The 23,120-nt window shown below is 73.2% G+C and carries 15 protein-coding genes; 9 read left to right on the top strand and 6 right to left on the bottom strand.

Annotated elements, in window-relative coordinates; genetic code table 11:
• Positions 1–16 precede the first annotated feature (16 nt).
• Positions 17–4,654, top strand: a complete 4,638-nt coding sequence (locus Q5694_RS31525; protein ID WP_333936931.1) for a hypothetical protein — start codon at positions 17–19, stop codon at positions 4,652–4,654.
• Positions 4,655–4,765: 111 nt separating this feature from the next.
• Here the strand turns inward: Q5694_RS31525 and Q5694_RS31520 are convergent, their stop codons facing one another.
• A complete protein-coding gene (locus Q5694_RS31520; RefSeq protein ID WP_443040979.1) occupies positions 4,766–5,326 on the bottom strand; it encodes a hypothetical protein in 561 nt (186 codons plus the stop codon).
• 418 nt (positions 5,327–5,744) lie between these two features.
• Here Q5694_RS31520 and Q5694_RS31515 point away from each other — a divergent pair, with 418 nt between their 5' ends.
• From Q5694_RS31515 to Q5694_RS31500, 4 genes are all read left to right on the top strand, one after another.
• Complete coding sequence (locus Q5694_RS31515) at positions 5,745–8,762, top strand: sensor histidine kinase (protein ID WP_333936929.1); 3,018 nt, start codon at positions 5,745–5,747, stop codon at positions 8,760–8,762.
• Positions 8,759–9,193: a roadblock/LC7 domain-containing protein gene (locus Q5694_RS31510; RefSeq protein WP_333936928.1), complete on the top strand. Its 435-nt coding sequence runs from the start codon at positions 8,759–8,761 to the stop codon at positions 9,191–9,193. Before Q5694_RS31515 ends, Q5694_RS31510 begins: the two co-directional genes overlap by 4 nt.
• Before the next feature lie 9 nt (positions 9,194–9,202).
• Positions 9,203–9,598 carry a DUF742 domain-containing protein gene (locus Q5694_RS31505; protein WP_333936927.1) on the top strand — a complete coding sequence of 132 codons (396 nt, stop codon included), beginning with the start codon at positions 9,203–9,205 and terminating at the stop codon, positions 9,596–9,598.
• A gap of 87 nt (positions 9,599–9,685) precedes the next feature.
• Positions 9,686–10,291: a GTP-binding protein gene (locus tag Q5694_RS31500; protein ID WP_333936926.1), complete on the top strand. Its 606-nt coding sequence runs from the start codon at positions 9,686–9,688 to the stop codon at positions 10,289–10,291.
• Positions 10,292–10,375: 84 nt separating this feature from the next.
• Here Q5694_RS31500 and glpK read toward each other — a convergent pair whose 3' ends face one another.
• Positions 10,376–11,896: a glycerol kinase GlpK gene (glpK, locus tag Q5694_RS31495; protein WP_333936925.1), complete on the bottom strand. Its 1,521-nt coding sequence runs from the start codon at positions 11,894–11,896 to the stop codon at positions 10,376–10,378.
• Positions 11,897–11,915: 19 nt separating this feature from the next.
• Positions 11,916–12,713, bottom strand: coding sequence for an MIP/aquaporin family protein (locus Q5694_RS31490; protein ID WP_333936924.1), 798 nt, complete (start codon positions 12,711–12,713; stop codon positions 11,916–11,918).
• Positions 12,714–13,432: 719 nt separating this feature from the next.
• Here Q5694_RS31490 and Q5694_RS31485 point away from each other — a divergent pair.
• A complete protein-coding gene (locus Q5694_RS31485) occupies positions 13,433–14,248 on the top strand; it encodes a M15 family metallopeptidase (protein ID WP_333936923.1) in 816 nt (271 codons plus the stop codon).
• 58 nt (positions 14,249–14,306) lie between these two features.
• Positions 14,307–14,840, top strand: a complete 534-nt coding sequence (locus Q5694_RS31480) for an NUDIX domain-containing protein (RefSeq protein WP_333936922.1) — start codon at positions 14,307–14,309, stop codon at positions 14,838–14,840.
• Between the two features lie 2 nt (positions 14,841–14,842).
• Here Q5694_RS31480 and Q5694_RS31475 read toward each other — a convergent pair whose 3' ends face one another.
• Entirely contained in the window at positions 14,843–17,200 is a 2,358-nt protein-coding gene (locus Q5694_RS31475) for a glycoside hydrolase family 31 protein (RefSeq protein WP_333936921.1), read from the bottom strand.
• A 211-nt stretch (positions 17,201–17,411) separates the two neighbouring features.
• Here Q5694_RS31475 and Q5694_RS31470 point away from each other — a divergent pair, with 211 nt between their 5' ends.
• Together Q5694_RS31470 and Q5694_RS31465 are read left to right on the top strand one after the other, a co-directional pair.
• Positions 17,412–19,379, top strand: a complete 1,968-nt coding sequence (locus Q5694_RS31470; protein WP_333936920.1) for an acetoacetate--CoA ligase — start codon at positions 17,412–17,414, stop codon at positions 19,377–19,379.
• Positions 19,380–19,568: 189 nt separating this feature from the next.
• Positions 19,569–20,459 (top strand): hypothetical protein, encoded by an 891-nt coding sequence (locus tag Q5694_RS31465; protein ID WP_333936919.1) that lies wholly within the window; start codon positions 19,569–19,571, stop codon positions 20,457–20,459.
• Between the two features lie 70 nt (positions 20,460–20,529).
• Here Q5694_RS31465 and ptsP read toward each other — a convergent pair whose 3' ends face one another.
• Positions 20,530–22,200 carry a phosphoenolpyruvate--protein phosphotransferase gene (gene ptsP / locus Q5694_RS31460; protein WP_333936918.1) on the bottom strand — a complete coding sequence of 557 codons (1,671 nt, stop codon included), beginning with the start codon at positions 22,198–22,200 and terminating at the stop codon, positions 20,530–20,532.
• Between the two features lie 77 nt (positions 22,201–22,277).
• A complete protein-coding gene (locus tag Q5694_RS31455; protein ID WP_333936917.1) occupies positions 22,278–22,727 on the bottom strand; it encodes a PTS sugar transporter subunit IIA in 450 nt (149 codons plus the stop codon).
• Between the last annotated feature and the right edge of the window lie 393 nt (positions 22,728–23,120).

Below are 23,120 nucleotides of genomic sequence, written 5' to 3'. Positions count from 1 at the left end.
CTTACGAGAGTCCGCCATGTACGAGCTGTCCCGGGTCCGCCTCTACTCCATCGGGCCCGCCGGCGCACGGTACGCCGACACCGTGCTCGACCTGCGCGGCGTGGGCGACATCGTGCCCGACCCCGCGCCCACGCAGGCGGAGTTCTTCGAGGACGAGCCCGTCGGCCCGCCGCGCCGGCCGGCCCCCGCGGGCGTGCTGTTCCTGGAGAACGGCGGCGGCAAGTCGGTGCTGCTCAAGCTGATCTTCTCCGTGATGCTGCCGGGACACCGCAACACCCTGGGCGGCGCCAGCTCCGGCGTGCTGCGCAAGTTCCTGCTCGCCGACGACTGCGGCCACGTCGCGCTGGAGTGGCAGCACGTGCTGACCGGCGAGTGCGTGGTCGTCGGCAAGGTCAGCGAGTGGCGCGGACGGCAGGTCTCCAACGACCCGCGCAAGTTCGCCGAGGCCTGGTACTCCTTCCGGCCCGGGCCCGGACTGAGCCTGGACAACCTGCCCGTCGCCGAGTCCACCGCGGTACGCGCCCCCGTCGAGGGTCAGTCGGGCGCACGCGGACGGCGCCGCACGATGAAGGGTTTCCGCGACGCCCTCACCGAGGCCGGCAAGACCTACCCGCACCTGGAGGTGCACTGGGAGGAGATCCACGACCGCTGGATCGAGCACCTGGGCGACCTCGGCCTCGACCCCGAACTCTTCCGCTACCAGCGCGAGATGAACGCCGACGAGGGCGAGGCCGCCGGCCTCTTCGCGGTGAAGAAGGACGCCGACTTCACCGACCTGCTGCTGCGCGCGGTCACCGACACCCGCGACACCGACGGGCTCGCCGACCTGGTGAGCGGTTTCGGCAACAAGCTGGGCCGGCGCTCGGAGCTGATGGCCGAACGCGACTTCACCGCCGGGTCGGTGGACCTGCTCGGGCGGATCGTCGAGGCCGCCGACGCCCGCGCCCGCGCGCGTGACGTCCACGCCGGAGCCGAGCGCCGCACCCGGACCCTGGCCCGCAGGCTGTCCGCCCGCGGCGTGCGGGAGCGGACCCGCGCCGCCGACCTGGCGCAGCGCGTCACGGCCGCCGCCTACGCCGTCACGCACGCCGAGGCCGCCCGTGAGCGCAGCGCCCTCGTCTCCGCCGAACTCGCCTACCGGCACGCCTCGCTGGCGCTCGCCGCCGCCGAGAAGTCCGCCGCCGCGCAGAAACGCGAGCTCGCCGACGCCCGCACCCTGTACGCGGCGTGGCAGGCCGCCGAGGCCGTCCTGCGCCACCGCGCGGCCTCCGACCGCGTCGCCCGCGTGTCCGCCGCGATCCGGGAGGCCGAGCGGGACGCCGCCCCGGCACTCGCCGCTCGCGCCAAGGCGGCCGTCGACCTCGTACGGGCTCTGCACGCGGCCGCGGAGAGCGCCGAGAGCCTCGCCAACGAGGAGGAGGAGCGCTCCGCGGCCCTCCAGGAGGTCAGCGACGCGGCCTACCGCGACTCCACCGCCGCCGCCACCCAGGCCCAGCGGGCCCGCAGCGAGATCGGGCACCTCAGACAGCGCCTCGCCGAGGTCGAGCAGGAGACCGCGGAAGCGGTCCGGGCCGGCTGGCTCGACGACAGCGCACCCGACGCCGATCCCGCCCGCGCGGCCCTCGCCGCCAGCGACGCCGAGAAGACCGCCGTCGCCGCCTGGGACTCGGCCCGTGAGGCCGCCCGGCGGGCCGCCGAGCACGCCCGCGAGGCCGCCGCCGGCGAGTCCCGCGCGGAACTGACCGCGGCCCGCGCGGCCGACGCCGCCACCGCGGCGGAGCGGTCCTACGACGCCGAGCGCCGCACCGCCGCGGCACTGGCCGGGGAGGAGCGGCTCGCCGAACTGCTCGGTCTGGCCCCCGAGGTCCGCCCCGGCATCCCCCAGCCCCGCCACGGCACCGACCAGGAGCCCGCCCCGCCCGCCCCCGCGGGCGAGCAGGGCCTGACCGCCGAGGAACTCGACCGTTCCGCCGACGACCTGCGCGCACTGCTCGACGACGCCGTCTCCTTCGCCGAACGGCAGCTGTTCGACCTGCGGACGGCCGCCGCCGACGACGCCCGCATCCTCGGCGCCCTCGGTGACGGCGGGCTGCTGCCGCCCGGCCCGGACGTGCTCGCCACGGTCGAGTTCCTCGGGGAGCACGGCATCCCCGCGCTGCCCGGCTGGCGCTACCTCGCCCAGGCCGTCGATCCGGCCGACCACGCACGCGTCCTGGCCGCCCGGCCCGAACTCGTCGACGGCGTGATCATCACCGACCCCGGATCCCACGCCCGCGCCCGGGAGGCCCTGAGCGACGCGGCGCTGCTGCCGAGGTCCGCCGTCGCGGTCGGCACGGCCGCCGCCCTGCTCGCCCCGACGCCCGCCCCGGACACCGGCGACGGTGGCGTGTTCCTCGTCCCGCCGAACCCCGCCATGCACGACGAGCACGCCGCCGACGAGGAACGGCAGGCGCTGCGCGCCCGCGCGGCCGAGCGCGACGAGGAGATCCGCACGCTCGCCGCCCGGCTCGGCAAGGACCGCGAACTGGCCGCCCGGCTCGCCTCCTGGCGCACCGGCTGCCCGGCCGGCCGGCTGGCGGAACTGGCCCGGGCGGCGCACGACGCCCGCGCGTTCGCCGAGGAGGCGGAGGCCGAGCTGGCCGAGGCGCGCACGGTGCGGGCCGAGGCCGACGAGGCCGCCGCCGAGGCCGCGCGGGTCCGGGACGAACGGCAGGAGGCCGCGCAGAAGGCCCGCCGCTCCGCCGACGCCCTCGCCGGTCTCGCCTTCCGGCTCCGCGAGCGCGCCGGCTGGCAGGTGAAACTGCGGGAACTGGCCGACGAGGCGGCCGAGTCGGAGACCGGCGCCCAGGCCTGCCTGGAACGGGCGAGGGCCGCCGACGAGGACCGGCGCGGCGCCCAGCGTGCCGCCGACGACGCCCGCCGCACCGCCCGGGCCCTGCGCGCCGAGCGTGCCGAGATCGCCGGCGCCCCGGACGACGTGCCCGAGGACGACGCGCACACCCCGCAAGCCTCCCTGCCCGCGCTGCGCGAGGCCTACCGGGCCGCCTCCCAGGTGTACGAGAAGGTCGGCGTCGGAGCCGATCTGCGGGCCGAGCAGGCCCGCGCCGAGAGCGACGAGAGCGCCGCCCGCGCCGAGCTGGACCGGCTCAGCAACAAGGTCCGCACGCGCGCGGAGCAGCTCCTCCAGTCACCCGACGGCTCCGACGGCCCCAGCCGTCAGGCCGCCGCCGCCCGTGCCGAGGAGCTGGTGCAGCTCCTGGAGACCCGGATGTCCACCGCGAGCGAGCAGCTCGGCCGGCTGCGCGGCGAGGCCGAACGGCTCGCTCCCGAGGACGGCGAGGCCCACACCGACCTGCCCGAGGAACTCCGGCCGCGCGACGCCGAGCACGCGCAGACCCTGTTGCGCACCGCCACGGCCGAACTCGCCTCCCGCACCGAGGCGCTGAACCAGGCCCGCGAGGCGCACGCCGAACTCCTCGACGCCCACCGCGCCGCCGAGGACGCGGCGAGCGGCTTCGACGAGATCGCCGCCATGCTCCGCGACCTGCTGCGCGAGCACGGCACCGAGGAGGAGCAGGAGGAGACCGAGCCGTACCCGGGCAGCCTCGAGGAGGCCCGGCAGTCCGCCGCCGAGACCCGCCGCTCGCTGCGCGGCTGCGCCGCCGACCTGTCCGCCGCCGAGGCCGCGGTCCGCGAGGCCGGTGACGTCCTCGTCCGGCACGCCAACTCCACGCGCTATGAGCAGGTCCGCACCCCGGCCCGCCAGCAGATCCGCGAACTGCCCGCCGCCGCGCTGCCCGAGCACGCCCGGAAGTGGGCGGACGCCTTCGCACCCCGGCTGCGGGTCCTCACCGACGAGCTGGAACAACTGGAGCGCAACCGCGACTCGATCGTGGACCGGCTGCGCGGACTGGTCGAGTCGGCCCTGGCCACCCTGCGCTCGGCCCAGCGGCTCTCCCGGCTGCCGGAAGGGCTCGGCGAGTGGTCGGGGCAGGAGTTCCTGCGCATCCGCTTCGAGGAGCCCGACCAGGCCACTCTCACCGAGCGGCTGGGCGAGGTCATCGACGAGGCGACGCGTGCCGCCGTGAAGAAGAACTCCGACCTGCGGCGCGACGGCATGTCCCTGCTGCTGCGGGGCGTCGCCGCCGCCCTGCAGCCCAAGGGCGTCGCCGTCGAGATCCTCAAGCCGGACGCGGTGCTGCGCGCCGAGCGCGTCCCCGTCGGGCAGATGGGCGACGTCTTCTCCGGCGGCCAGCTGCTCACCGCCGCCATCGCCCTGTACTGCACGATGGCCGCGCTGCGCTCGAACGACCGCGGCCGCGACAAGCACCGGCACGCGGGCACCCTGTTCCTCGACAACCCCATCGGCCGCGCCAACGCCACCTACCTGCTGGAGCTGCAGCGGGCGGTGTCGGACGCCCTCGGCGTGCAACTGCTCTACACCACGGGCCTGTTCGACACGACCGCGCTGGCGGAGTTCCCCCTGGTGATCCGGATGCGCAACGACGCCGACCTCAGGGCGGGCCTGAAGTACATCAGCGTCGAGGAGCACCTCCGCCCGGGACTGCCGCAGCAGCCCCGGGCGGGCGAGGCGGTCCACAGCGAGATCACCGCGACCAGGATGTACAAGCGCCCGGCGCCGGCGACGTCGTAGAGGGTCCCGGCGGAACTGCGCGACCGGCCGTAGGCGTCGGCCGCGCAGTCGCGGCGCGGCCTTCCCGCAGGGAGGCGCGCCGGCCGCAGCGGGCCTCGGGCGCGCCTCAGTTCACGAGTGCGACAACTGCCCGGCCGCACCACGCCGGCGTATCCGCCCCTGCGCCCGCTCGGCGACGCGCGCCTGGCGCCGGGCCCGGCGCCGCTCCCGCCGCAGCGCCCGTGCCGTGCTGCTGGGTTCGGAGACCACGCCGTGGCGCTGGCTCCAGACCTGGCGCGTCACCCACACGTCGAGCGCTCCCCAGGTGGCCACGATCGTGCTGACCACGGTGCTGATGACCATGGGGAACGCAAGCCAGGAGCCGGCCATCGTGCACAGGAACGCCACCATGGCCTGAAGCAGCGTCACGGCTATGAGCAGCACCGCCCGGACGGCCGCTGTGCGGACCGGATCCGGCAGCCTGCGCCGCCGCGCCGGCTCCTCGACCCACAGCGGCCTCAAGGAGCGCCGCTCACGTCCTTCCCCGCCCCTGCCGTCGGCACCGGAACCTGTGCCGGGTGTCGCCGTCGCCGCTCCGACCGGATCGTCGCGATCGAGCAGCCCGGGGTCCCGATGCCCCGTCACCTGCGCCCCTGCGACCTCGGACGCCTCGCGCCGTTCCGCCGTGCCCATCACCGTGTCACTCCCCACCGCCGGCAGACCCCTCACCCGCATCCGAAGACGCGTACTCCCCAGTGGCTGCCCGGCTTGCGCTGTATTACGCCGCCCGGGTGCGGGATGCGGCTCCTGTGGCCGATTCCGCCCCCATTTCCCACAGAGAAGGACGAACGACCCGCCCCGAAGATTCCCGGCGTCGAAAAATTCCGGCCAACCACCGTGGCCGAGCGAGGGGATGGACCCCCCGGCCACCCCCGCTTTCGGGGAGACAACTCCCGCAATGCCCGGACAACTCCCCATGCAGCGCGCCCGGCGTGGAACTTCGGCCTCCGGACCGGTCTTCGAGTTCCCCGCGCGTCGGTAGTAGGCTCGCGCCGTTTGTTGACGCACACGTGTACCCCGGGTAGCCCCGGGGGCCGAGCTGGGGGAGGCCATGCGCTTTCGCGGGAAGTCCATCCGCCGGAAGATCGTGGCGCTGCTTCTCGTGCCGCTGGTGTCCCTGACCGCGATCTGGGCCTTCGCCACGATCCTCACGGGACGTGAGGCGAGCGACCTGTTCCACGTGTCGACCGTCGTGGAGAAGATCGGGTACCCGATCGAGGACACCGTCCGTGTCCTGCAGGAAGAACGCCGCCAGACCCTGGTCCACCTCGCCGACCCCCGTGCCTCCGACGGGCTCGCCGCGCTGCGGCGCAGCCGCACCGCCACCGACGAGGCCGTCGCCGGCATCCGCGGCAACGCCCGCGACCCGGACGTGCGCGACGCGATGGGCGAGGACACCCGCGAGAGGCTGGCCGCGGTGCTGGACGCCTTCGAGGGCATCGAGTCGCTGCGCCGCAGCGTCGAGGACGGAACCGTCAACCGTTCCCAGGCGCTCGACCTCTACAACCGGCTGGTCGACCCCTGCTACGTCCTGCTGACCAACCTGCACGTCGTCGACAACATCGAACTGGACAAGCAGTACCGCGCCCTGGTCAACCTCGCCCGTGCCCGCGAACTGCTCGCCCGCGAGGACGCCCTGCTCGGCTCCGCCCTCATCGTCGGCAGGATCTCCCGCTCGGAGGGGCGCGACATCGCCGACCTCGTCGCCCAGCGCACCCTCATGTACGACGTCAACCTCCAGCTGCTGCCCGTCGCCGAACGCGACCGCTACGAACGCTTCTGGAAGAACGCCTCCTCCGCCCCGCTGCGCGTCGCCGAGGAAGCCGCCCTCGACTCCGGCGCCGGCACGCCCCGCGGCGTCACCGCCAAGAGCTGGGACAGCGCGGCGGGCAACGTGCTGGACGAGCTCGCCACCCTCAACGACCAGGCCAACGACCGCTATCAGGACCGCGTGCACCCGGTGGCCGTGGGTGTCATCGCCAAGGCCGTCATCGCGGGCGCGCTCGGCCTGATCGCCCTGTTGCTCTCCCTGTTCCTGTCGGTGCGCGTCGGCCGCTCCCTCATCCGCGATCTGCGACAGCTCCGGCTGGAGGCGCACGAGGCCTCCGGCGTGCGCCTGCCCAGCGTGATGCGCCGCCTGTCCGCGGGCGAACAGGTCGACGTAGAGACGGAAGTGCCGCGTCTGGAGTACGACAAGAACGAGATGGGCGAGGTCGGCCAGGCCCTCAACACCCTGCAGCGCGCCGCGGTCGAGGCCGCCGTCAAGCAGGCCGAACTGCGCGCCGGCGTCTCCGAGGTGTTCGTCAACCTCGCCCGCCGCAGCCAGGTCCTGCTGCACAAGCAGCTCACCCTGCTCGACGCGATGGAGCGCCGCACCGAGGACACCGAGGAACTCGCCGACCTGTTCCGCCTGGACCACCTGACCACCCGCATGCGGCGGCACGCCGAGGGCCTCGTGATCCTCTCCGGCGCCGCGCCCTCCCGCCAGTGGCGCAAGCCCGTCCAGCTCATGGACGTCGTCCGGGCCGCCGTCGCCGAGGTCGAGGACTACGAGCGCATCGAGGTCCGCCGACTGCCGCGGACCGCCGTCACCGGCCCGGCCGTCGCCGACCTCACGCACCTGGTGGCCGAACTGCTGGAGAACGCCACGGTGTTCTCCCCGCCGCACACCGCCGTGCAGGTCGTCGGCGAACGCGTGGCCAACGGCTTCACCCTGGAGATCCACGACCGCGGTCTCGGCATGGCCGCCGAGGCGCTCCTGGACGCCAACCTCCGGCTCGCCGAGACACCCGAGTTCGAACTCTCCGACACCGACCGCCTCGGCCTGTTCGTGGTCAGCCGCCTCGCCCAGCGCCAGAACGTCCGCGTCTCCCTGCAGCCCTCCCCGTACGGCGGTACGACCGCTGTCGTGTTCATCCCCGACGCGCTGCTGACGGACGACGTGCCGGACACCAACGGCGTCGGGTTCCGGCTCGACCGGCCCCGGCTCGCCCCGGACAGCGAGCCGCAGGACACACGGCGCACGGCGCTGTCCCCGGCGTCCGCGCCACGGCCGGGCCTGCCCGCCTCCCTGCTGGACGGGCCGATCGAGCTGGAGGCGCCCGTCGACCTCGACGCCTTCCCCGGCGCCCTGGACGACGAGGACGGCGAGCAGGGAGGCCTCTTCCGGCCCCGGCGCCATTCCCTCGTCCGCGCCGAGGACGACCTCGCCATCCGGGCCACCGACGCAAGCCGGCAGGCCGCGGACGCCCGCGCGGCGCGGGAGCGCACGGACCCCGACGACGAACTCGGCGGCCCCGTCCCGTTGTCCCGCCGCCGCACCCCCAAGCTGGTCAGCTCGCACGGCCGCCCGGTCACCGACCAGCGCCCCCGGCGGCCCAGGCCCGACGAGGAGACCGACCCGGGCCGGAAGGACCTCGGGGCGGGCCGGACGGACTCCGGGGCCGCCTCCGCGCTTCCGGGTCGTCGCCGCACCGACGACCCGTCGCCCGCGGGCCTGCGCGGCGAGGCCCAGCCGGACGCACCGCCGCCCCTGCCGGCCCGACGCCGGGGCGCGGACCCCGCACGCCGCGGCATCGGCACGGCGGCCCACGGCGAGGAACCCACCGCGTCACCGGCCCCGCTCCCCGGCGACCGCACCGAACCGTCCGCCCTGCCCAGGCGCGTCCGCCGCCCGGAGACCGCCGCCCCCGCCGCGAGGGCAGACGGCCCGGGCGCCCACGGGAAGGCCGACGCCCCCGGCACGGGTCACACCCCCGGCACGCGTGACACGACCGGGACCGGTGACGCCTCGGGCAGGCGTGACACCACCGGCACGGGCGACGCCGGTGGCACCGCGCCCCTGCCCCGCCGCGTCCGGCAGGCCAGCCTCGCCCCGCAGCTCAAGCGGACCGCCGAGCCCCGCGCGGAGGACGAGGCCGAGCCCGCCGAGCGGGACGCCGAGGAAGTACGAAGCCGTATGGCCTCGCTCCAGCGCGGCTGGCAGCGCGGCCGTGAGGAGAACGCCGCGGGCGACGCCGCCCACAGCGGCACAGCACCACAGGGAACGACAGAGGGGGACGGTCGATGACCGCACCGAAGCCGACCGGCCACACCGCGACCGACAAGGGCGAGCTCAACTGGCTCCTCGACGACCTCGTGGACCGCGTCGCGAGCATCCGCAAGGCACTCGTGCTGTCCGGTGACGGATTGCCGACCGGGGTCTCCAAGGACCTGACCCGGGAGGACAGCGAGCACCTGGCGGCCGTGGCCTCCGGGTTCCACAGCCTCGCCAAGGGCGTGGGACGTCACTTCGAGGCCGGCAACGTCCGCCAGACGGTCGTCGAACTGGACGACGCCTTCCTCTTCGTGACCGCCGCCGGAGACGGCAGCTGCCTGGCCGTCCTCTCGGACGCCGACTCGGACGTCGGCCAGGTCGCCTACGAGATGACGCTCCTCGTCAAGCGCGTGGGTGTGCATCTGGGTGCCGCTCCACGCAACGATCTGCCCGCAGGCGGGTAGTGGGATGACATGAGCGCTGACGGTCAGGGAAGAAAGCACTGGTTCGACGACGAGGCCGGACCGGTCGTCCGCCCGTACGCCATGACCCGCGGCCGCACCAGCAGCCAGGGCCAGCACCGCCTGGACCTGATCGCGGTCGTGGTCGCGGAGCCGCACGCGGACGACCCCGAAGCCGACCACATGCTCTCCCCGGAGCACGTGGACATCGTCGAACTGTGCCGTGAGGACCCCCAGTCGGTCGCCGAACTCGCAGCGGAACTGGACCTGCCGATCGGGGTCGTACGGGTTCTCGTCGGAGACCTCGTGGACGCCGAGTTCGTCCACGTGAACCGTCCCGTGCCGCCGGCGGAACTGCCGGACGAGAGCATCCTGCGCGACGTGATCAACGGCCTGCGGGCCCTGTGAGCAGGCGGCGGCCCACCGCCGCCCACACCCCGGGCGGCGGTCGCCACGGCCCGCCGCCCGACCCCCATCGAGCTGGAGAGAAGACCGATGATCTTCGGGCGTTCTGAGCGCGGCAAGCCCCCGGTCGAGCCCGTCACGCTCAAGATCCTGGTGGCCGGCGGATTCGGCGTGGGCAAGACCACGCTCGTCGGCGCGGTGAGCGAGATCAGACCGCTGCGCACCGAGGAACTGCTGACCGAGGCCGGGCGCCCCGTGGACGACGTCAGCGGCGTGGAGGGCAAGCACACCACGACGGTGGCCATGGACTTCGGCCGCATCACCCTCCGTGAGGACCTCGTGCTGTACCTCTTCGGCACGCCCGGTCAGGAGCGGTTCTGGTTCATGTGGGACGAGCTCTCCGAGGGCGCGCTCGGTGCCGTCGTCCTGGCCGACACGCGCCGCCTGGAGGACTGCTTCGCCGCGGTCGACTACTTCGAACGGCGCTCGATCCCCTTCCTGGTCGGCGTCAACTGCTTCGAGGGCGCCCCCCGTTACCCGGTCGAGGACGTCCGCCGGGCCCTCGACCTCGACGACGGCGTGCCGCTGGTGATGTGCGACGCCCGCGACCGGGAATCGGTCAAGGAGACGCTCATCGGCGTCGTCCAGCACGCGATGGCCCGGGCCGCCGAGCACCGCCGGGCCGTCACCACCTGACGGGCTCCGGCTCGCCGCGAGGCAGGAGCCGGAGCCCGGAGCCGTCCACCGGCCGGCCCCCGCGCGCGTGCGCCGCCGGACCGGTCAGTCGTCCTCGCCCTCCTCCCAGCCGAAGCTCTTCTCCACGGCCTTGCGCCAGTTGTGGTACTCGCGGTCGCGTACGGACGCCTCCATGGACGGCGTCCACTCGACGTCCTTCTGCCAGTGCGCCTTCAGCTCGTCCAGGTCGTTCCACACGCCCGTGGCCAGGCCGGCCGCGTAGGCCGCGCCCAGACAGGTCGTCTCGGAGACCTTGGGCCGCACCACCGGGACGTCCAGCACGTCCGCCTGGTGCTGCATCAGCAGGTTGTTCTTCGTCATGCCGCCGTCGACCTTCAGGGTGGTGATCCGCACCCCGGAGTCCTGGTACATGGCGTCCACGACCTCGCGCGTCTGCCAGCTCGTCGCCTCCAGCACCGCCCGCGCCAGGTGCGCCTTGGTCACGTACCGGGTCAGCCCGGTGACCACGCCCCGCGCGTCGGAACGCCAGTACGGCGCGAACAACCCGGAGAACGCCGGGACGATGTACGCCCCGCCGTTGTCCTCCACACTGGCCGCCAGGGGCTCGATCTCGTCGGCGGTGCGGATGATGCCGAGCTGGTCGCGGAACCACTGCACCAGCGCGCCCGTGATGGCGATCGAGCCCTCGAGGCAGTACACCGGTGCCTCACCGCCGATCTTGTAGCCCATGGTCGTCAGCAGGCCGCTCTTCGACGTCACCGGGCGGTTGCCCGTGTTCAGCAGCAGGAAGCTGCCCGTGCCGTAGGTGTTCTTCGCCGTGCCCACGTCGTAGCAGGCCTGGCCGAACACCGCGGCCTGCTGGTCGCCCAGCGCGGAGGCCACGGGCACGCCGGACAGCTGGCCGACGGCCGTGCCGTACACCTCGGCGGAGGAGCGGATCTCCGGCAGCATCGCCTCCGGGATGTTCATCGCCGAGAGGATCGAGGAGTCCCACTGCAGGGTCTCCAGGTTCATCAGCATGGTGCGCCCGGCGTTGGTCACGTCGGTCACGTGCCGGCCGCCGTCCGTGCCGCCGGTGAGGTTCCAGATCAGCCAGGAGTCCATCGTGCCGAAGGCGATCTCCCCGCGCTCGGCCCGCGCCCGCAGGTCGGGCACGTTGTCCAGCAGCCAGGCCGCCTTGGGCCCGGAGAAGTAGGTCGCCAGAGGCAGCCCCGTCTGCTCGCGGAAACGGTCTTGCCCGTCGGAGCCGCCCAGCTGCTTGCACAGCGCCGCCGTCCGGGTGTCCTGCCAGACGATGGCGTTGTGCACCGGCTTGCCCGTGGTGCGGTCCCACAGGAGCGTCGTCTCGCGCTGGTTGGTGATGCCCATGGCGCTCAAATGGTCGGCCCGCAGCCCGGCCTTGGCCAGCGCCCCGGCCACGACCGCCTGGGTCTTGGACCAGATCTCGGTGGCGTCGTGCTCCACCCAGCCCGGTTTGGGGAAGATCTGCCGGTGCTCGCGCTGGTCCACGGCGACGATGGCGCCGTCCTCGTTGAAGACGATGCAGCGGCTCGACGTGGTGCCCTGGTCGATGGCTGCGACGTACTTCGCGGCGTTGTCCGTCATGGCTACCTCTCGGGCTGGTTCAGAAGGCTGCGTTGTAGATGACGCCACCCAGCAGTCCACCGATCAGCGGGCCGACGACCGGGATCCACGAGTAGCCCCAGTCGGACGTGCCCTTGTTCGGGATCGGCAGGATGGAGTGGATGATGCGGGGGCCGAGGTCACGCGCCGGGTTGATGGCGTACCCGGTGGGACCGCCCAGGGAGAGGCCGATGCCGACGACCAGGAAGGCGACCAGCATGATCGCGATGCCGGACCCGTAGATGCCCTCGGACTGACCGGCGATCTGCCCGATGCCGATGCCCTCGACGTGCCGGTTGCTGCCCACCAGGGCGAGCAGCGGCAGCACCAGGGCGATCGTCGCGAGGATCTCGGTGATCAGGTTGGCCACCGGGTTACGGATCTCGGGGATCGTGGAGAAGATGCCGAGCGTCGGGACCGGTTCGTCGACCGTTCCCTCGGTGGTGCCGCCCTTGCGCGTGTTCGCCCGGAACTGCGCGAAGTACACCAGGTAGGCCAGGACGGCTCCGAGCATGGCCCCGGCCATCTGTCCCAGGACGTAGATCCAGACCTTGTCCCACACCCCGGTGTCCACGGCGAGGCCCAGGGTGACGGCGGGGTTCAGGTGCCCACCGGAGAGCGGGGCGGCGGTGTACGCGCCGGCCAGCACGGCGAAACCCCAGCCGAACGCGATCACGATCCACCCGGAGGCCCGGGCCTTCGAGAACCTGAGAGTGACGGCGGCACACACGCCGGCGCCGAACAGGATGAGGATCGCCGTACCGATCAACTCGCCGAAGAAGATGTCTCCGTTACTCATGGCGGCTCCTAGGCCGTGACCCGGGACGGACCGCCCCGGGCCTCACGTGCAGGGTGCGTATCCCATGGCTACTTCCGCCGGAGGCAGGGAGGTCCCGCGCCCCGCCCGGCATCCGTGACGAGCGTGCCGTCGCAGCCGAACCGCCCGTGGGGGAAGGGGCCTTGGCGCTGGCGCACCACGCGCCACCGTGCCGGATTACGCCGCCTTTGGACGGCGATGTCGGCTGACACCGGAAGTGTTCACCGGCGCCCGAAGGGCGTCAAGGTCGCCGACCGCAACGATGACGGCCGGCCGACGGCCGCCGGGCGCCTGCCGGGCCGAGCGGCCGGTCGTCGGCCTCGGCGGTGCCCGGTCGGGTCGTTGTTCAGATCTGTTCGCGGCTCGTGCTGTCGCGTCTTCTGCGGGTCCGCACGGCCCTGGTCGAACCGAGCGGCTCTGTCGCGGTGTCCGGCCACGGCTGAGCGCCGCCGCTGGCGGCTCCCGGCCCCACCGACTCGTCGCTTGCTCAGGTACAGGATCCACCTGACCAGGAGGTTTCTCAACCGCACGAGGCAGGGGGCACGAACGAGGCCGGCCGTCGGCGGACCGCGGCCAGGGAGCCGCCGGCGGTCCTGCCCGCCCTCCCCGTGCACGCGGTAGGCCGCAGGCACCCGGCCTTCGCCGGCCGTCCGGGCGCCGGCGCTTCCCACCGCCAGCCGGTTCCTGGTACACGCAAGGCCATGACACGACTCACCACCGTGACACGCGCCCTGATCACCGCCGTCGCGGCCCTGCTCACGGCCACCGCCGCCACCGCCCCCGCCCCCGCCCAGGCCCGGCCCGAACCGCGGGCGCCGAAGGACTTCGTCGCGCTCCGCAGCGTTGATCCGACCATCCTCCAGGAGATGCGCTACGTCACCGCGCACAACTTCGTGGGCGAGCGCGTCGACGGCTACCGCCGGCCTCTGTGCATTCTCACTCGCCCCGCCGCCGAGGCCCTGCACAAGGCCCAGCGCCGGCTGCTGCGCCAGGGCCACACCCTCAAGGTCTACGACTGCTACCGGCCCCAGCGCGCGGTCGACCACTTCGTCCGCTGGGCCGAGGACCTCGACGACGAGGCCATGAAGGGCGAGTTCTACCCGAACGTCGACAAGAGCCGGCTGTTCGCCGACGGCTACATCGCGGAGAAATCAGGCCACAGCCGCGGATCGACCGTCGACGTCACCCTGGTCCGGCTGCCCGCGAAGCCGACCCGGCCCTACCGCCCCGGCGAACCCCTCGTCCCGTGCCACGCGCCGCAGGGCGAGCGCTTCCCCGACAACTCCGTCGACATGGGCACCGGCTTCGACTGCTTCGACACCCTCTCGCACACCCTCGACCCCCGGGTCCAGGGCCCACAGCGCGCCAACCGGCTGCTGCTGAAGTCCACCCTGGAGCGCCTCGGCTTCGTGAACCTCGCCGAGGAGTGGTGGCACTACACCTTCAAGCCCGAGCCGTACCCGGACACCTACTTCGACTTCCCCGTGTCCGGGAAGTCCCTGTCCGGGGGCCGCTGAAGCACCGTCGAGCCGCCCGCCCGCAACGCCCTCTCCGTGATCGGCTACAGTCCGCCGCGTGTCCGAAACTCAAGCCTCCGTTCCCAACTCCGCGCCGGACTCCCACTGTTCGAGCTGCGGCGCGCCCTACGGAGAGGGCGTCTCCGGATGGCCCCGCACCTGCACCGCGTGCGGTGCCGTCGCCTACCGCAATCCGCTCCCCGTGGCGGTGGCCCTGCAACCCGTGTACGACACCCAGGGCACCGCCCTGGTCGTCATCACACGCACCGTCGCCCCCGCGCGCGGGGGCATCGCCCTGCCCGGGGGCTTCGTCGACCACCGGGAGGACTGGCGGCACGCCGTCGTCCGCGAGCTCGGGGAGGAGACGGGCATCGACGCGGCCGTCCGCGACGTACGGCTCGTCGACGCGATGAGCTCACCCGACGGGCACCTGCTGCTGTTCGGTCTCCTGCCCGAGCGCCCGGTGGAAGGACTGCCGGCCTCCACCGCGACGGACGAGACGGAGGGCTGGCACCTCCTGCGCAGGCCCCAGGAACTGGCCTTCCCCCTGCACACGGTGGCGGTACGGGCCTGGTTCGAAGGCCGCTACTGACCTCACCCGCCCCCGGCCCCGCGCAGACGCACCGGGAAGGGCGGTTCACCCCCGCCCTCCCGCTCCACGACCACGCGTGGGCCGGCCCACCGTACGGTGTAGCGCCGGATCTCCGGCTCGTCCCGCCCCTCGCCCCCGTCCGGCACGACCAGCCCGCCGCCGGTCCTGCCCCGGGCGGGCGCCCACACCTCCAGCTCCAGCCCGCCGTCCTCCCCGCGCACCGGCAGCACGGCACCCGCGCGCGCGAGCACCGGGATCCGGGACAGCGGCGCGTCGACGAGCACCTGCCCCGGGCCCTCGTACGCCTCCTCGGTCACCACGTCGTACCAGCGTCCGCGCGGCAGCCGCACGGCGCGCCGGTCCGTGCCCGGGTCCAGCACCGGAGCCACCAGCAGAGCGTCGCCCAGCAAAAAGGCGTCCCCGCAGTCCCGCAGAGCCCGCTCCTCCGGCGCGTGCCACCACAGGGGCCGCACGTAAGGCGCACCCGTACGCCGGGCCAGATGCGCCAGCGTCACGAAGTACGGCAGCAGCCGGCGTCGCTCCAGCAGCGCCACGCGCGCGTGCTCCAGCACCTCGGGGCCGAACTCCCACGGCTCCCGCCGCCCCGTCCCCGGGCTCGCGCGAGTGCGGAACAGCGGCAAGCGGGCGCCCAGCTGGAACCACCGCAGATACAGCTCCGGTGACGGCTCCCCGCCGAAACCCCCGATGTCAGGCCCCGAGTACGGAACACCGCACAGCCCGAGCCCCATCACCAGCGACAGCGACGCCCGCAGCCCGGGCCAGCCCGTGGCCACGCCCCCCGACCACGTACCGCCGTAGCGCTGCATCCCGGCCCAGCCGGACCGGGAGAACAGGAACGGCCGCTCGTCGGGCGCCAGCCTCTGCAGCCCCTCGAAGCCCGCTCTGGCCATGCACAGGGCGTACACGTTGTGCGCCTCACGATGGTCGCCGCCCCGGCCCTCCAGGAAGTGCCGCGCCGACCGCGGCAGGGTCGCCTCCCCGAAGGCGGTGAACGAGGTCGGCTCGTTCATGTCGTGCCAGAAGCCCGAGAACCCCTGCGCGAGCCGCTCCGCGTACTGGCCGCCCCACCACTCACGCACGCGCGCGTCGGTGAAGTCCGGGAACACCGCCTCTCCGGGCCGCGCGACCCCCTCCACCACCTCACCGGCCGCGTCCCGCACGAACACGTCCCCGGCCGTGCCCGCGTCGTACACGTCGTTGCCGGGCAGCGCCCGCACGGCCGGATCGACGACCGACACCAGCCGGACACCGTCCCGCCGCAGTTCCTCGGCCAGCACGGGCAACTTCGGGAAGCGGTCCTGGTCGACGGTGAACACCTGGCGGGCGTCCAGATGATCGATGTCCAGGTGCACGGCGTCCAGCGGCAGCCCGCGCTCCAGATAGCCCGCGACGACCCGCCGCACCTCCTCCTCGCTGCCGAACTCCCACCGCGCGTGATGGTGGCCCAGCGCCCACGCCGGCGGCAGCGCGGGCGCCCCGGTGAGCGACGCCCAGGCGAACAGCACGCGCGCGGGGGTGCCCGCCATGACCCAGTACCGCGACGGGCCGCCGTCCACGCGCCACTCGCTCGTCCCGGCCCGGTCGTGCCCGGAACCCGCGCCCTCCTCGCCCTGCCGCAGGGTGACCGTGCCGTCCCAGGAGTTGTCGTGGAACACCAGATGCGTCCCGCCGTCGGCCACCACCAGCTGCACCGGCATCGTCAGGTACAGCGGGTCGTCGCCCGGCGCGAACGACCGGCCCGGATCGGTGTTCCACAGCCGGTACGTCCCGTCCGGCAGCCGGGGGCCCACCGCGCGCCCGCCCAGCCCGAAGAACCGGGCGTCGGCGGGCACCTCCGACCGCTGCGCCCAGCGCGCCGGACCCCCGCCGACCGGTTCCCACCAGCGCGGCGGCAGATCACGGCGCAGCAGCACCCCACCGGGCGTCTGCACCTCCACCGCCCCGTGCCGCGAGACCACGACCGTCACCCGCTCGGCCACCACCCGCCAGCCGCCGTCCGTGTCCGGCTCCAGCACCGCCCGCGGATCCGGCTCCGGGCACCGGCCGGCCAATGCGTACGACGGCTCGGGCCCCGCCCCGTCCCAGCCGAGGAAGACCGCCCCGTTGACCGCCACCAGGATCCGCAGCTCCGACCGGCCGAACCGGACGACACCGCCCCCGGGCCCCGGCTCCGCGTCCCGCACGGTCCCGGGCACCCGGGCCCGCTCCGGCCCCCGCGGCGGCAGCCCGGTGGCGTCGGCCCGCTGCCTGCGCCACGCTGCCCGTACGGTACGCACACCCTGCGCCGCCCCCACCGAAGCCACCGCTCTCACCGAACGCACCAGGTCACGACCGTTCATGCTGCTCAGCCTGCCACTGACGGCCCCGCGCGGGCGTGTCGTTCAACTGCCGTTCACCCGTGCCAAGACCACATCTTCACGACACGGACTATGTGGGGCGCACCCTGGTGTCGAAGTCGATCACGTGGCATTGTCCGTGCCAGCCGCTCACGCGCACACCCCAGCCCGTGCGCGGAGGACGCACACGACGCGCACAGTCCGGGAGCCGACCATGTCGACCGCAAGTCCCCAGCCGCTCTGGCAGCCCGACCCCGAGCGCATCGCCCGGGCACGGATCACCCAGTTCCAGACCTGGGCCGCCGAACACCACGGAGCCCCCGCCGAAGGCGGTTACGCGGCACTGCAACGCTGGTCCGTGGACGAACTGGACACCTTCTGGAAAGCCGTCACCGAGTGGTTCGACGTCCGTTTCTCGACCTCCTACGCGCGCGTGCTGGACGACCGCACCATGCCCGGCGCCCGGTGGTTCCCCGGAGCGACCGTCAACTACGCCGAACACGCCCTGCGCGCCGCCGACACCCGCGCCTACGAACCGGCCCTGCTGTACGTCGACGAGACCCACGAACCACGCCCCGTGACCTGGGCGGAGCTGCGCCGCCAGGTCGGCTCCCTCGCCGCCGAACTGCGTGCCCTCGGGGTGCGCCCCGGGGACCGCGTCAGCGGCTACCTCCCCAACATCCCTGAGGCCGTCGTCGCCCTGCTGGCCACGGCGGCCGTCGGCGGCGTCTGGACCTCCTGCGCGCCCGACTTCGGCGCCCGCAGCGTCCTCGACCGCTTCCAGCAGGTCGAACCCGTCGTCCTGTTCACCGTCGACGGCTACCGCTACGGCGGCAAGGAGCACGACCGGCGCGAGACCGTCGCCGAACTGCGCGGCGAACTGCCCACTCTGCGGGCCGTCGTCCACATCCCGCTCCTGGGCACCGAGGCACCCGAGGGCGCCCTCGACTGGTCGGCCCTCACCTCGGCCGACACCGAGCCGGTCTTCGAGCCGGTCCCCTTCGACCACCCCCTGTGGGTGCTCTACTCCTCCGGGACGACAGGCCTGCCCAAGGCCATCGTCCAGTCCCAGGGCGGCATCCTCGTCGAGCACCTCAAACAGCTCGGCCTGCACTGCGACCTCGGCCCCGGGGACCGCTTCTTCTGGTACACGTCGACGGGCTGGATGATGTGGAACTTCCTCGTCTCCGGCCTGCTCACCGGCACCACGATCGTCCTGTACGACGGCAGCCCCGGCCATCCGGACACCGGCGCCCAGTGGCGCATCGCCGAACGCACCCGCGCCACCCTCTACGGCACCTCCGCCGCCTACGTCATGGCCTGCCGCAAGGCCGGCGTCCACCCCTCCCGCGACTTCGACCTCTCCAGCGTCCAGTGCGTCGCCACCACCGGCTCGCCGCTGCCGCCCGACGGCTTCCGCTGGCTGCACGACGAGGTCCGCGCCGACCTGTGGATCGCCTCCGTCAGCGGCGGCACCGACGTCTGCTCCTGCTTCGCCGGAGCCGTCCCCACCCTCCCGGTGTACGTGGGGGAGCTCCAGGCCCCCTGCCTCGGCACCGACCTGCAGTCCTGGGACCCCGGCGGCAACCCCCTCACCGACGAGGTCGGCGAGCTGGTGGTCACCAACCCCATGCCGTCGATGCCCATCCACTTCTGGAACGACCCCGACGGCAGCCGCTACCACGACAGCTACTTCGACACCTACCCCGGCGTGTGGCGCCACGGCGACTGGATCACCGTCACCTCACGCGGCTCCGTCGTCATCCACGGCCGTTCCGACTCCACGCTCAACCGCCAGGGCGTCCGCATGGGCTCGGCCGACATCTACGAAGCCGTGGAACGGCTGCCCGAGATCAAGGAATCCCTGGTCATCGGCATCGAACAGCCCGACGGCGGCTACTGGATGCCCCTGTTCGTCCACCTGACGCCCGGGGCCGTCCTCGACGAGGCCCTGCTGAACCGCATCAAGCAGACCATCCGCGAGCAACTGTCCCCGCGCCACGTCCCCGACGAGATCATCGAGGTGCCGGGCGTCCCGCACACCCTCACCGGCAAACGCATCGAGGTCCCCGTCAAGCGCCTCCTGCAGGGCACCCCGCTGGAGAAGGCCGTCAACCCGGGCTCCATCGACAACCTCGACCTCCTGAGCTTCTACGAGGACATCGCCCGCAAGCGCGGCTGAGCGCGCCCGACGCCTTCGGCCTTCGCGGACGCCCCGGTCACTCACCGTGCGGGGCGTCCGCGAAGACTCCCGCCGGCGCCACCGCGTCGCACCAGCGGCTGCCCTCGCCCGCGCCCGCACCACCGCCCCCGTTGTCAGTGCCGCCGGTTACTGTGAGTGAGCATTGATCGACAGGCAACAGGGGGAACCATGGCGCACACCGACATCCGGACCATGCGGCGCGTCCTGCGCCGCGAGATCGCCGGCACGATCGGCCTGCTCACCGACGAACACGACTTCCGTGCCATGCGGCGCTACCGCACCTTCACCTTCGACGACCACGCGGTCTACCTGCAACAGGTCGAGGGCCTGCTCAGGACCCGCGCCCTCCAGGGCAGCCACACCACCGTGGCCCTCTTCGACCCCGAGGAATACGCGGAGTTCTGCACCCGCAAGGGCCTGGACCCCGACCATCCGTCGAGCCGCACCCGCTTCACCGCTCGACTCGCGGTCACCGGCCCCACCGTTCCCTACGAGGGCCAGCCACTGGCCGACCTCCTCACCTCGCTCGTCGACGAGGGGGTGAGGCAGGCCACCTGGGAGTACGCGACGACCCTCCTGGCCCGCCTCGGCGCCTGCACCGCCTGCGGCGAGGACATCGGACGTGCCGCTTTCACCCGCGCCTCCGACCTGCTCGCCCGCATCCTGGACACGGCCCCGGCGGGCGACCGCCACCTCGTCTGCAGTGTCACCGGACGGCCCGAAACCCTCGTCGCCGCCCTGCACACCACCCAGGACGGCGACTCCCTCGCACTCGACGAGACGGAGGCACTCGAGTTCACCACCGTCCTCGCCCTCGGACTGGCCACCGAAAGCCCCGGCGGGCTCGTCGTCCGCACCAGCGCCCCGGACCGGCCCGACCGCGTCTACGGCTGGCGCCTGCGCGACCACGGACTCCGGCCGCTCACCGCCGGCGAGGTCTTCGACGCCTACTGCACCGACGTCGACACCGGAGACCTCATCCCCCCGGAGTCCGGTGTCGACTACTGCGCCCCACCCGACCTGGGCGACGACAGGCCCGCCCACGGACATCAGCACTGAACGCGGACGGGGGCGCCCCGCTTATGGCGGAGCGCCCCCGTCCGGCCGGTCGCACGGACCGTCCCCGGTCCTACTCGCCGGACAGCACCGCCTGGGCCGCGTTGCGCGCATCCTCCGCGCTGTCCGTCGCCCGAGCCGCGGCGGCGGCCCGCTCGCACTGCGCCAGCGTGTACTTCGCCAGCGTCGCCCGCACGTAGGGGATCGACGCCGCGCCCATCGACAGAGAGGTGACGCCCAGACCGGTCAGCACACACGCGAGCAGCGGGTCCGAGGCGGCCTCACCGCAGACGCCGCAGCTCTTGCCCTCGGCCTTGGCAGCCTCGGCGGACAGCGCCACCAGGTCGAGCAGCGCCGGCTGCCACGGGTCCTGCAGACGGGAGACCGCACCCACCTGACGGTCGGCGGCGAAGGTGTACTGCGCGAGGTCGTTCGTCCCCAGGGACAGGAACTCGACCTCCTGCAGGATCGAACGGGCGCGCAGCGCGGCCGACGGGATCTCGACCATCGCACCGAACTTCGCCCGGAGTCCCGCCTCCCGGCATGCCTGCGCGAAGGCCCGGGCGTCGGCACGGTCCGCCACCATCGGGGCCATGACCTCCAGGTGGACCGGCAGGCCCTCCGCGGCCTTGGCGAGCGCGGTCAGCTGCGTGCGCAGCACCTCCGGGTGGTCGAGCAGCGTCCGCAGCCCGCGCACCCCGAGCGCCGGGTTCGGCTCGTCCGCCGGCGTCAGGAAGTCCAGCGGCTTGTCCGCACCCGCGTCCAGCACGCGCACCACGACACGCCCCTCGGGGAACGCCTCCAGCACCTGCCGGTACGCGACGACCTGCTTCTCCTCGGCCGGCGCCTGCTCGCTGTCGTCCAGGAACAGGAACTCGGTACGGAACAGCCCCACGCCCTCGGCACCGGCCTCGACGGCGGCCTCGACGTCCGAGGGACCTCCGACGTTCGCCAGCAGCGGCACCTTGTGGCCGTCCGCCGTCGCACCCGGGCCGGTCGACGCCGCCAGCGCGGCCTTCCGCTCGGCGGCGGCCGCCTCGAGCTGCGCCTTCTTCTCATCGCTCGGGTTGACGAAGATCTCGCCGCTGCTGCCGTCCACCGCGATCATCGTGCCCTCGGCCAGTTCACCGGCACCGGGCAGCGCGACCACGGCGGGCACACCGAGCGCCCGGGCCAGGATCGCGCTGTGACTGGTCGGACCGCCCTCCTCGGTGACGAAGCCCAGCACCAGAGTCGGGTCGAGCAGCGCGGTGTCGGCGGGCGCGAGGTCACGCGCCACCAGCACGTACGGCTCGTCACTGTCCGGGACACCCGGCATCGGCACCCCGAGCAACCGGGCGACGATGCGGTTGCGCACGTCGTCCAGGTCGGCCACACGACCGGCGAGGTACTCACCGGCTCCGGCCAGCAGCTCCCGGTACGAGGCGAACGCGTCGTACACCCCGCGTTCGGCCGTGCTGCCCACGGCGATCCGCCGCTCCACGTCGGCCATCAACTCGGGGTCCTGCGCCATCATGGCCTGCGCCTCGAGCACGGCCTGGGCCTCGCCCCCGGCCAGATTTCCCCGCGCCATCAGGTCGGCCGCCACCGCTTCCACGGCCATGCGGGCGCGCCCCTGTTCCCGCTCCGCCTCCTCGGCCGGGATCTGCTTCGCGGGCGGTTCGAGCACCGCCGTCCCCATGTGCCGAACCTCGCCGATCGCCACACCGTGGCTGACACCGACGCCTCGCAGCGTTGTCTCCATCTCACCCGTCTCCGCTAGTGCGGCGGCTCCCGCCCCCGCGTTGGTTGTCGTACTCGCCGTCCCCGGACGGCACCGGGTCACTTCCAGAGGAAGAGGCTGTCGCCGGCCTTCACATCGCCGTCGTCGCGAAGATCGGAGAGGGCTTCGGCCGTGGCCTCCAGCGCCACGACCGGACAGACGGGGGACTTGCCTGCGGCCTCGACCGCCGCCGGGTCCCACCGCACGACGGGCTGCCCGCGCCGGACCGTGTCGCCCTTGTTCACGAGCAGCTCGAACCCCTCACCGTTGAGCTGCACGGTGTCGATGCCGAGGTGGGTGAGCACACCGTGCCCGCTCTCGTCGACGACCACGAAGGCGTGCGGATGCAGGGAAACGATGACGCCGTCCACGGGGGAGATCGCCTCGGAGGGCTCACGCACGGGGTCGATGGCGGTACCCGGGCCGACCATGGCCCCGGAGAAGACGGGATCCGGCACGGCTGCCAGTCCGATGGCGCGTCCGGCGAGCGGGGACGTCACGGTGGTCATGGGAAGCCTCCCAGGGGTGGAGATCGGTATGGCCGTCCCTGTAGGTACCGGACGGCACACTGTTCAGCAGCGTATGTCACCTGAAGTGCCCGTTCCGCGCGGGCACTCCGAAGTGGTCTAGACCATACCCCAAAGGGATTTGCATGCGCTCCGCGGCCGCGTGTACAGTCGAACTCCTGCTTGGGGCTGACCGACGCGAGTACGCGCATCGGCCCGGCAGCAACCAAACTGATCAGATCCGAACTTTGATCATCTTCTGCATGCCTGCAGGACGGTGGTCGGAGGGCCGGAAAAACACTGATAGAGTTTGGAACAGCGAAGGGAAGCGCCCGGAGGAAAGCCCGAGAGGGTGAGTACAAAGGAAGCGACCGTTCCTTGAGAACTCAACAGCGT

The organism is Streptomyces sp. AHA2 (genome assembly GCF_036857595.1).
Classification (GTDB): domain Bacteria; phylum Actinomycetota; class Actinomycetes; order Streptomycetales; family Streptomycetaceae; genus Streptomyces.
The sequence above is the reverse complement of the archived record's forward strand: the minus strand, read 5'-3'. Positions and strand labels throughout refer to the sequence as shown.

Bases quoted from the DNA above. Each gene is read 5' to 3' on its own strand.
- Q5694_RS31475 (WP_333936921.1), bottom strand. From the start codon at position 17,200: ATGAACGGTCGTGACCTGGTGCGTTCGGTGAGAGCGGTGGCTTCGGTG.
- Q5694_RS31455 (WP_333936917.1), bottom strand. From the start codon at position 22,727: ATGACCACCGTGACGTCCCCGCTCGCCGGACGCGCCATCGGACTGGCA.
- glpK (WP_333936925.1), bottom strand. From the start codon at position 11,896: ATGACGGACAACGCCGCGAAGTACGTCGCAGCCATCGACCAGGGCACC.
- Q5694_RS31515 (WP_333936929.1), top strand. From the start codon at position 5,745: ATGCGCTTTCGCGGGAAGTCCATCCGCCGGAAGATCGTGGCGCTGCTT.
- Q5694_RS31465 (WP_333936919.1), top strand. From the start codon at position 19,569: ATGGCGCACACCGACATCCGGACCATGCGGCGCGTCCTGCGCCGCGAG.
- Q5694_RS31490 (WP_333936924.1), bottom strand. From the start codon at position 12,713: ATGAGTAACGGAGACATCTTCTTCGGCGAGTTGATCGGTACGGCGATC.
- Q5694_RS31500 (WP_333936926.1), top strand. From the start codon at position 9,686: ATGATCTTCGGGCGTTCTGAGCGCGGCAAGCCCCCGGTCGAGCCCGTC.
- Q5694_RS31470 (WP_333936920.1), top strand. From the start codon at position 17,412: ATGTCGACCGCAAGTCCCCAGCCGCTCTGGCAGCCCGACCCCGAGCGC.
- Q5694_RS31510 (WP_333936928.1), top strand. From the start codon at position 8,759: ATGACCGCACCGAAGCCGACCGGCCACACCGCGACCGACAAGGGCGAG.
- Q5694_RS31485 (WP_333936923.1), top strand. From the start codon at position 13,433: ATGACACGACTCACCACCGTGACACGCGCCCTGATCACCGCCGTCGCG.
- Q5694_RS31525 (WP_333936931.1), top strand. From the start codon at position 17: ATGTACGAGCTGTCCCGGGTCCGCCTCTACTCCATCGGGCCCGCCGGC.
- Q5694_RS31520 (WP_443040979.1), bottom strand. From the start codon at position 5,326: ATGGGCACGGCGGAACGGCGCGAGGCGTCCGAGGTCGCAGGGGCGCAG.
- Q5694_RS31505 (WP_333936927.1), top strand. From the start codon at position 9,203: ATGAGCGCTGACGGTCAGGGAAGAAAGCACTGGTTCGACGACGAGGCC.
- ptsP (WP_333936918.1), bottom strand. From the start codon at position 22,200: ATGGAGACAACGCTGCGAGGCGTCGGTGTCAGCCACGGTGTGGCGATC.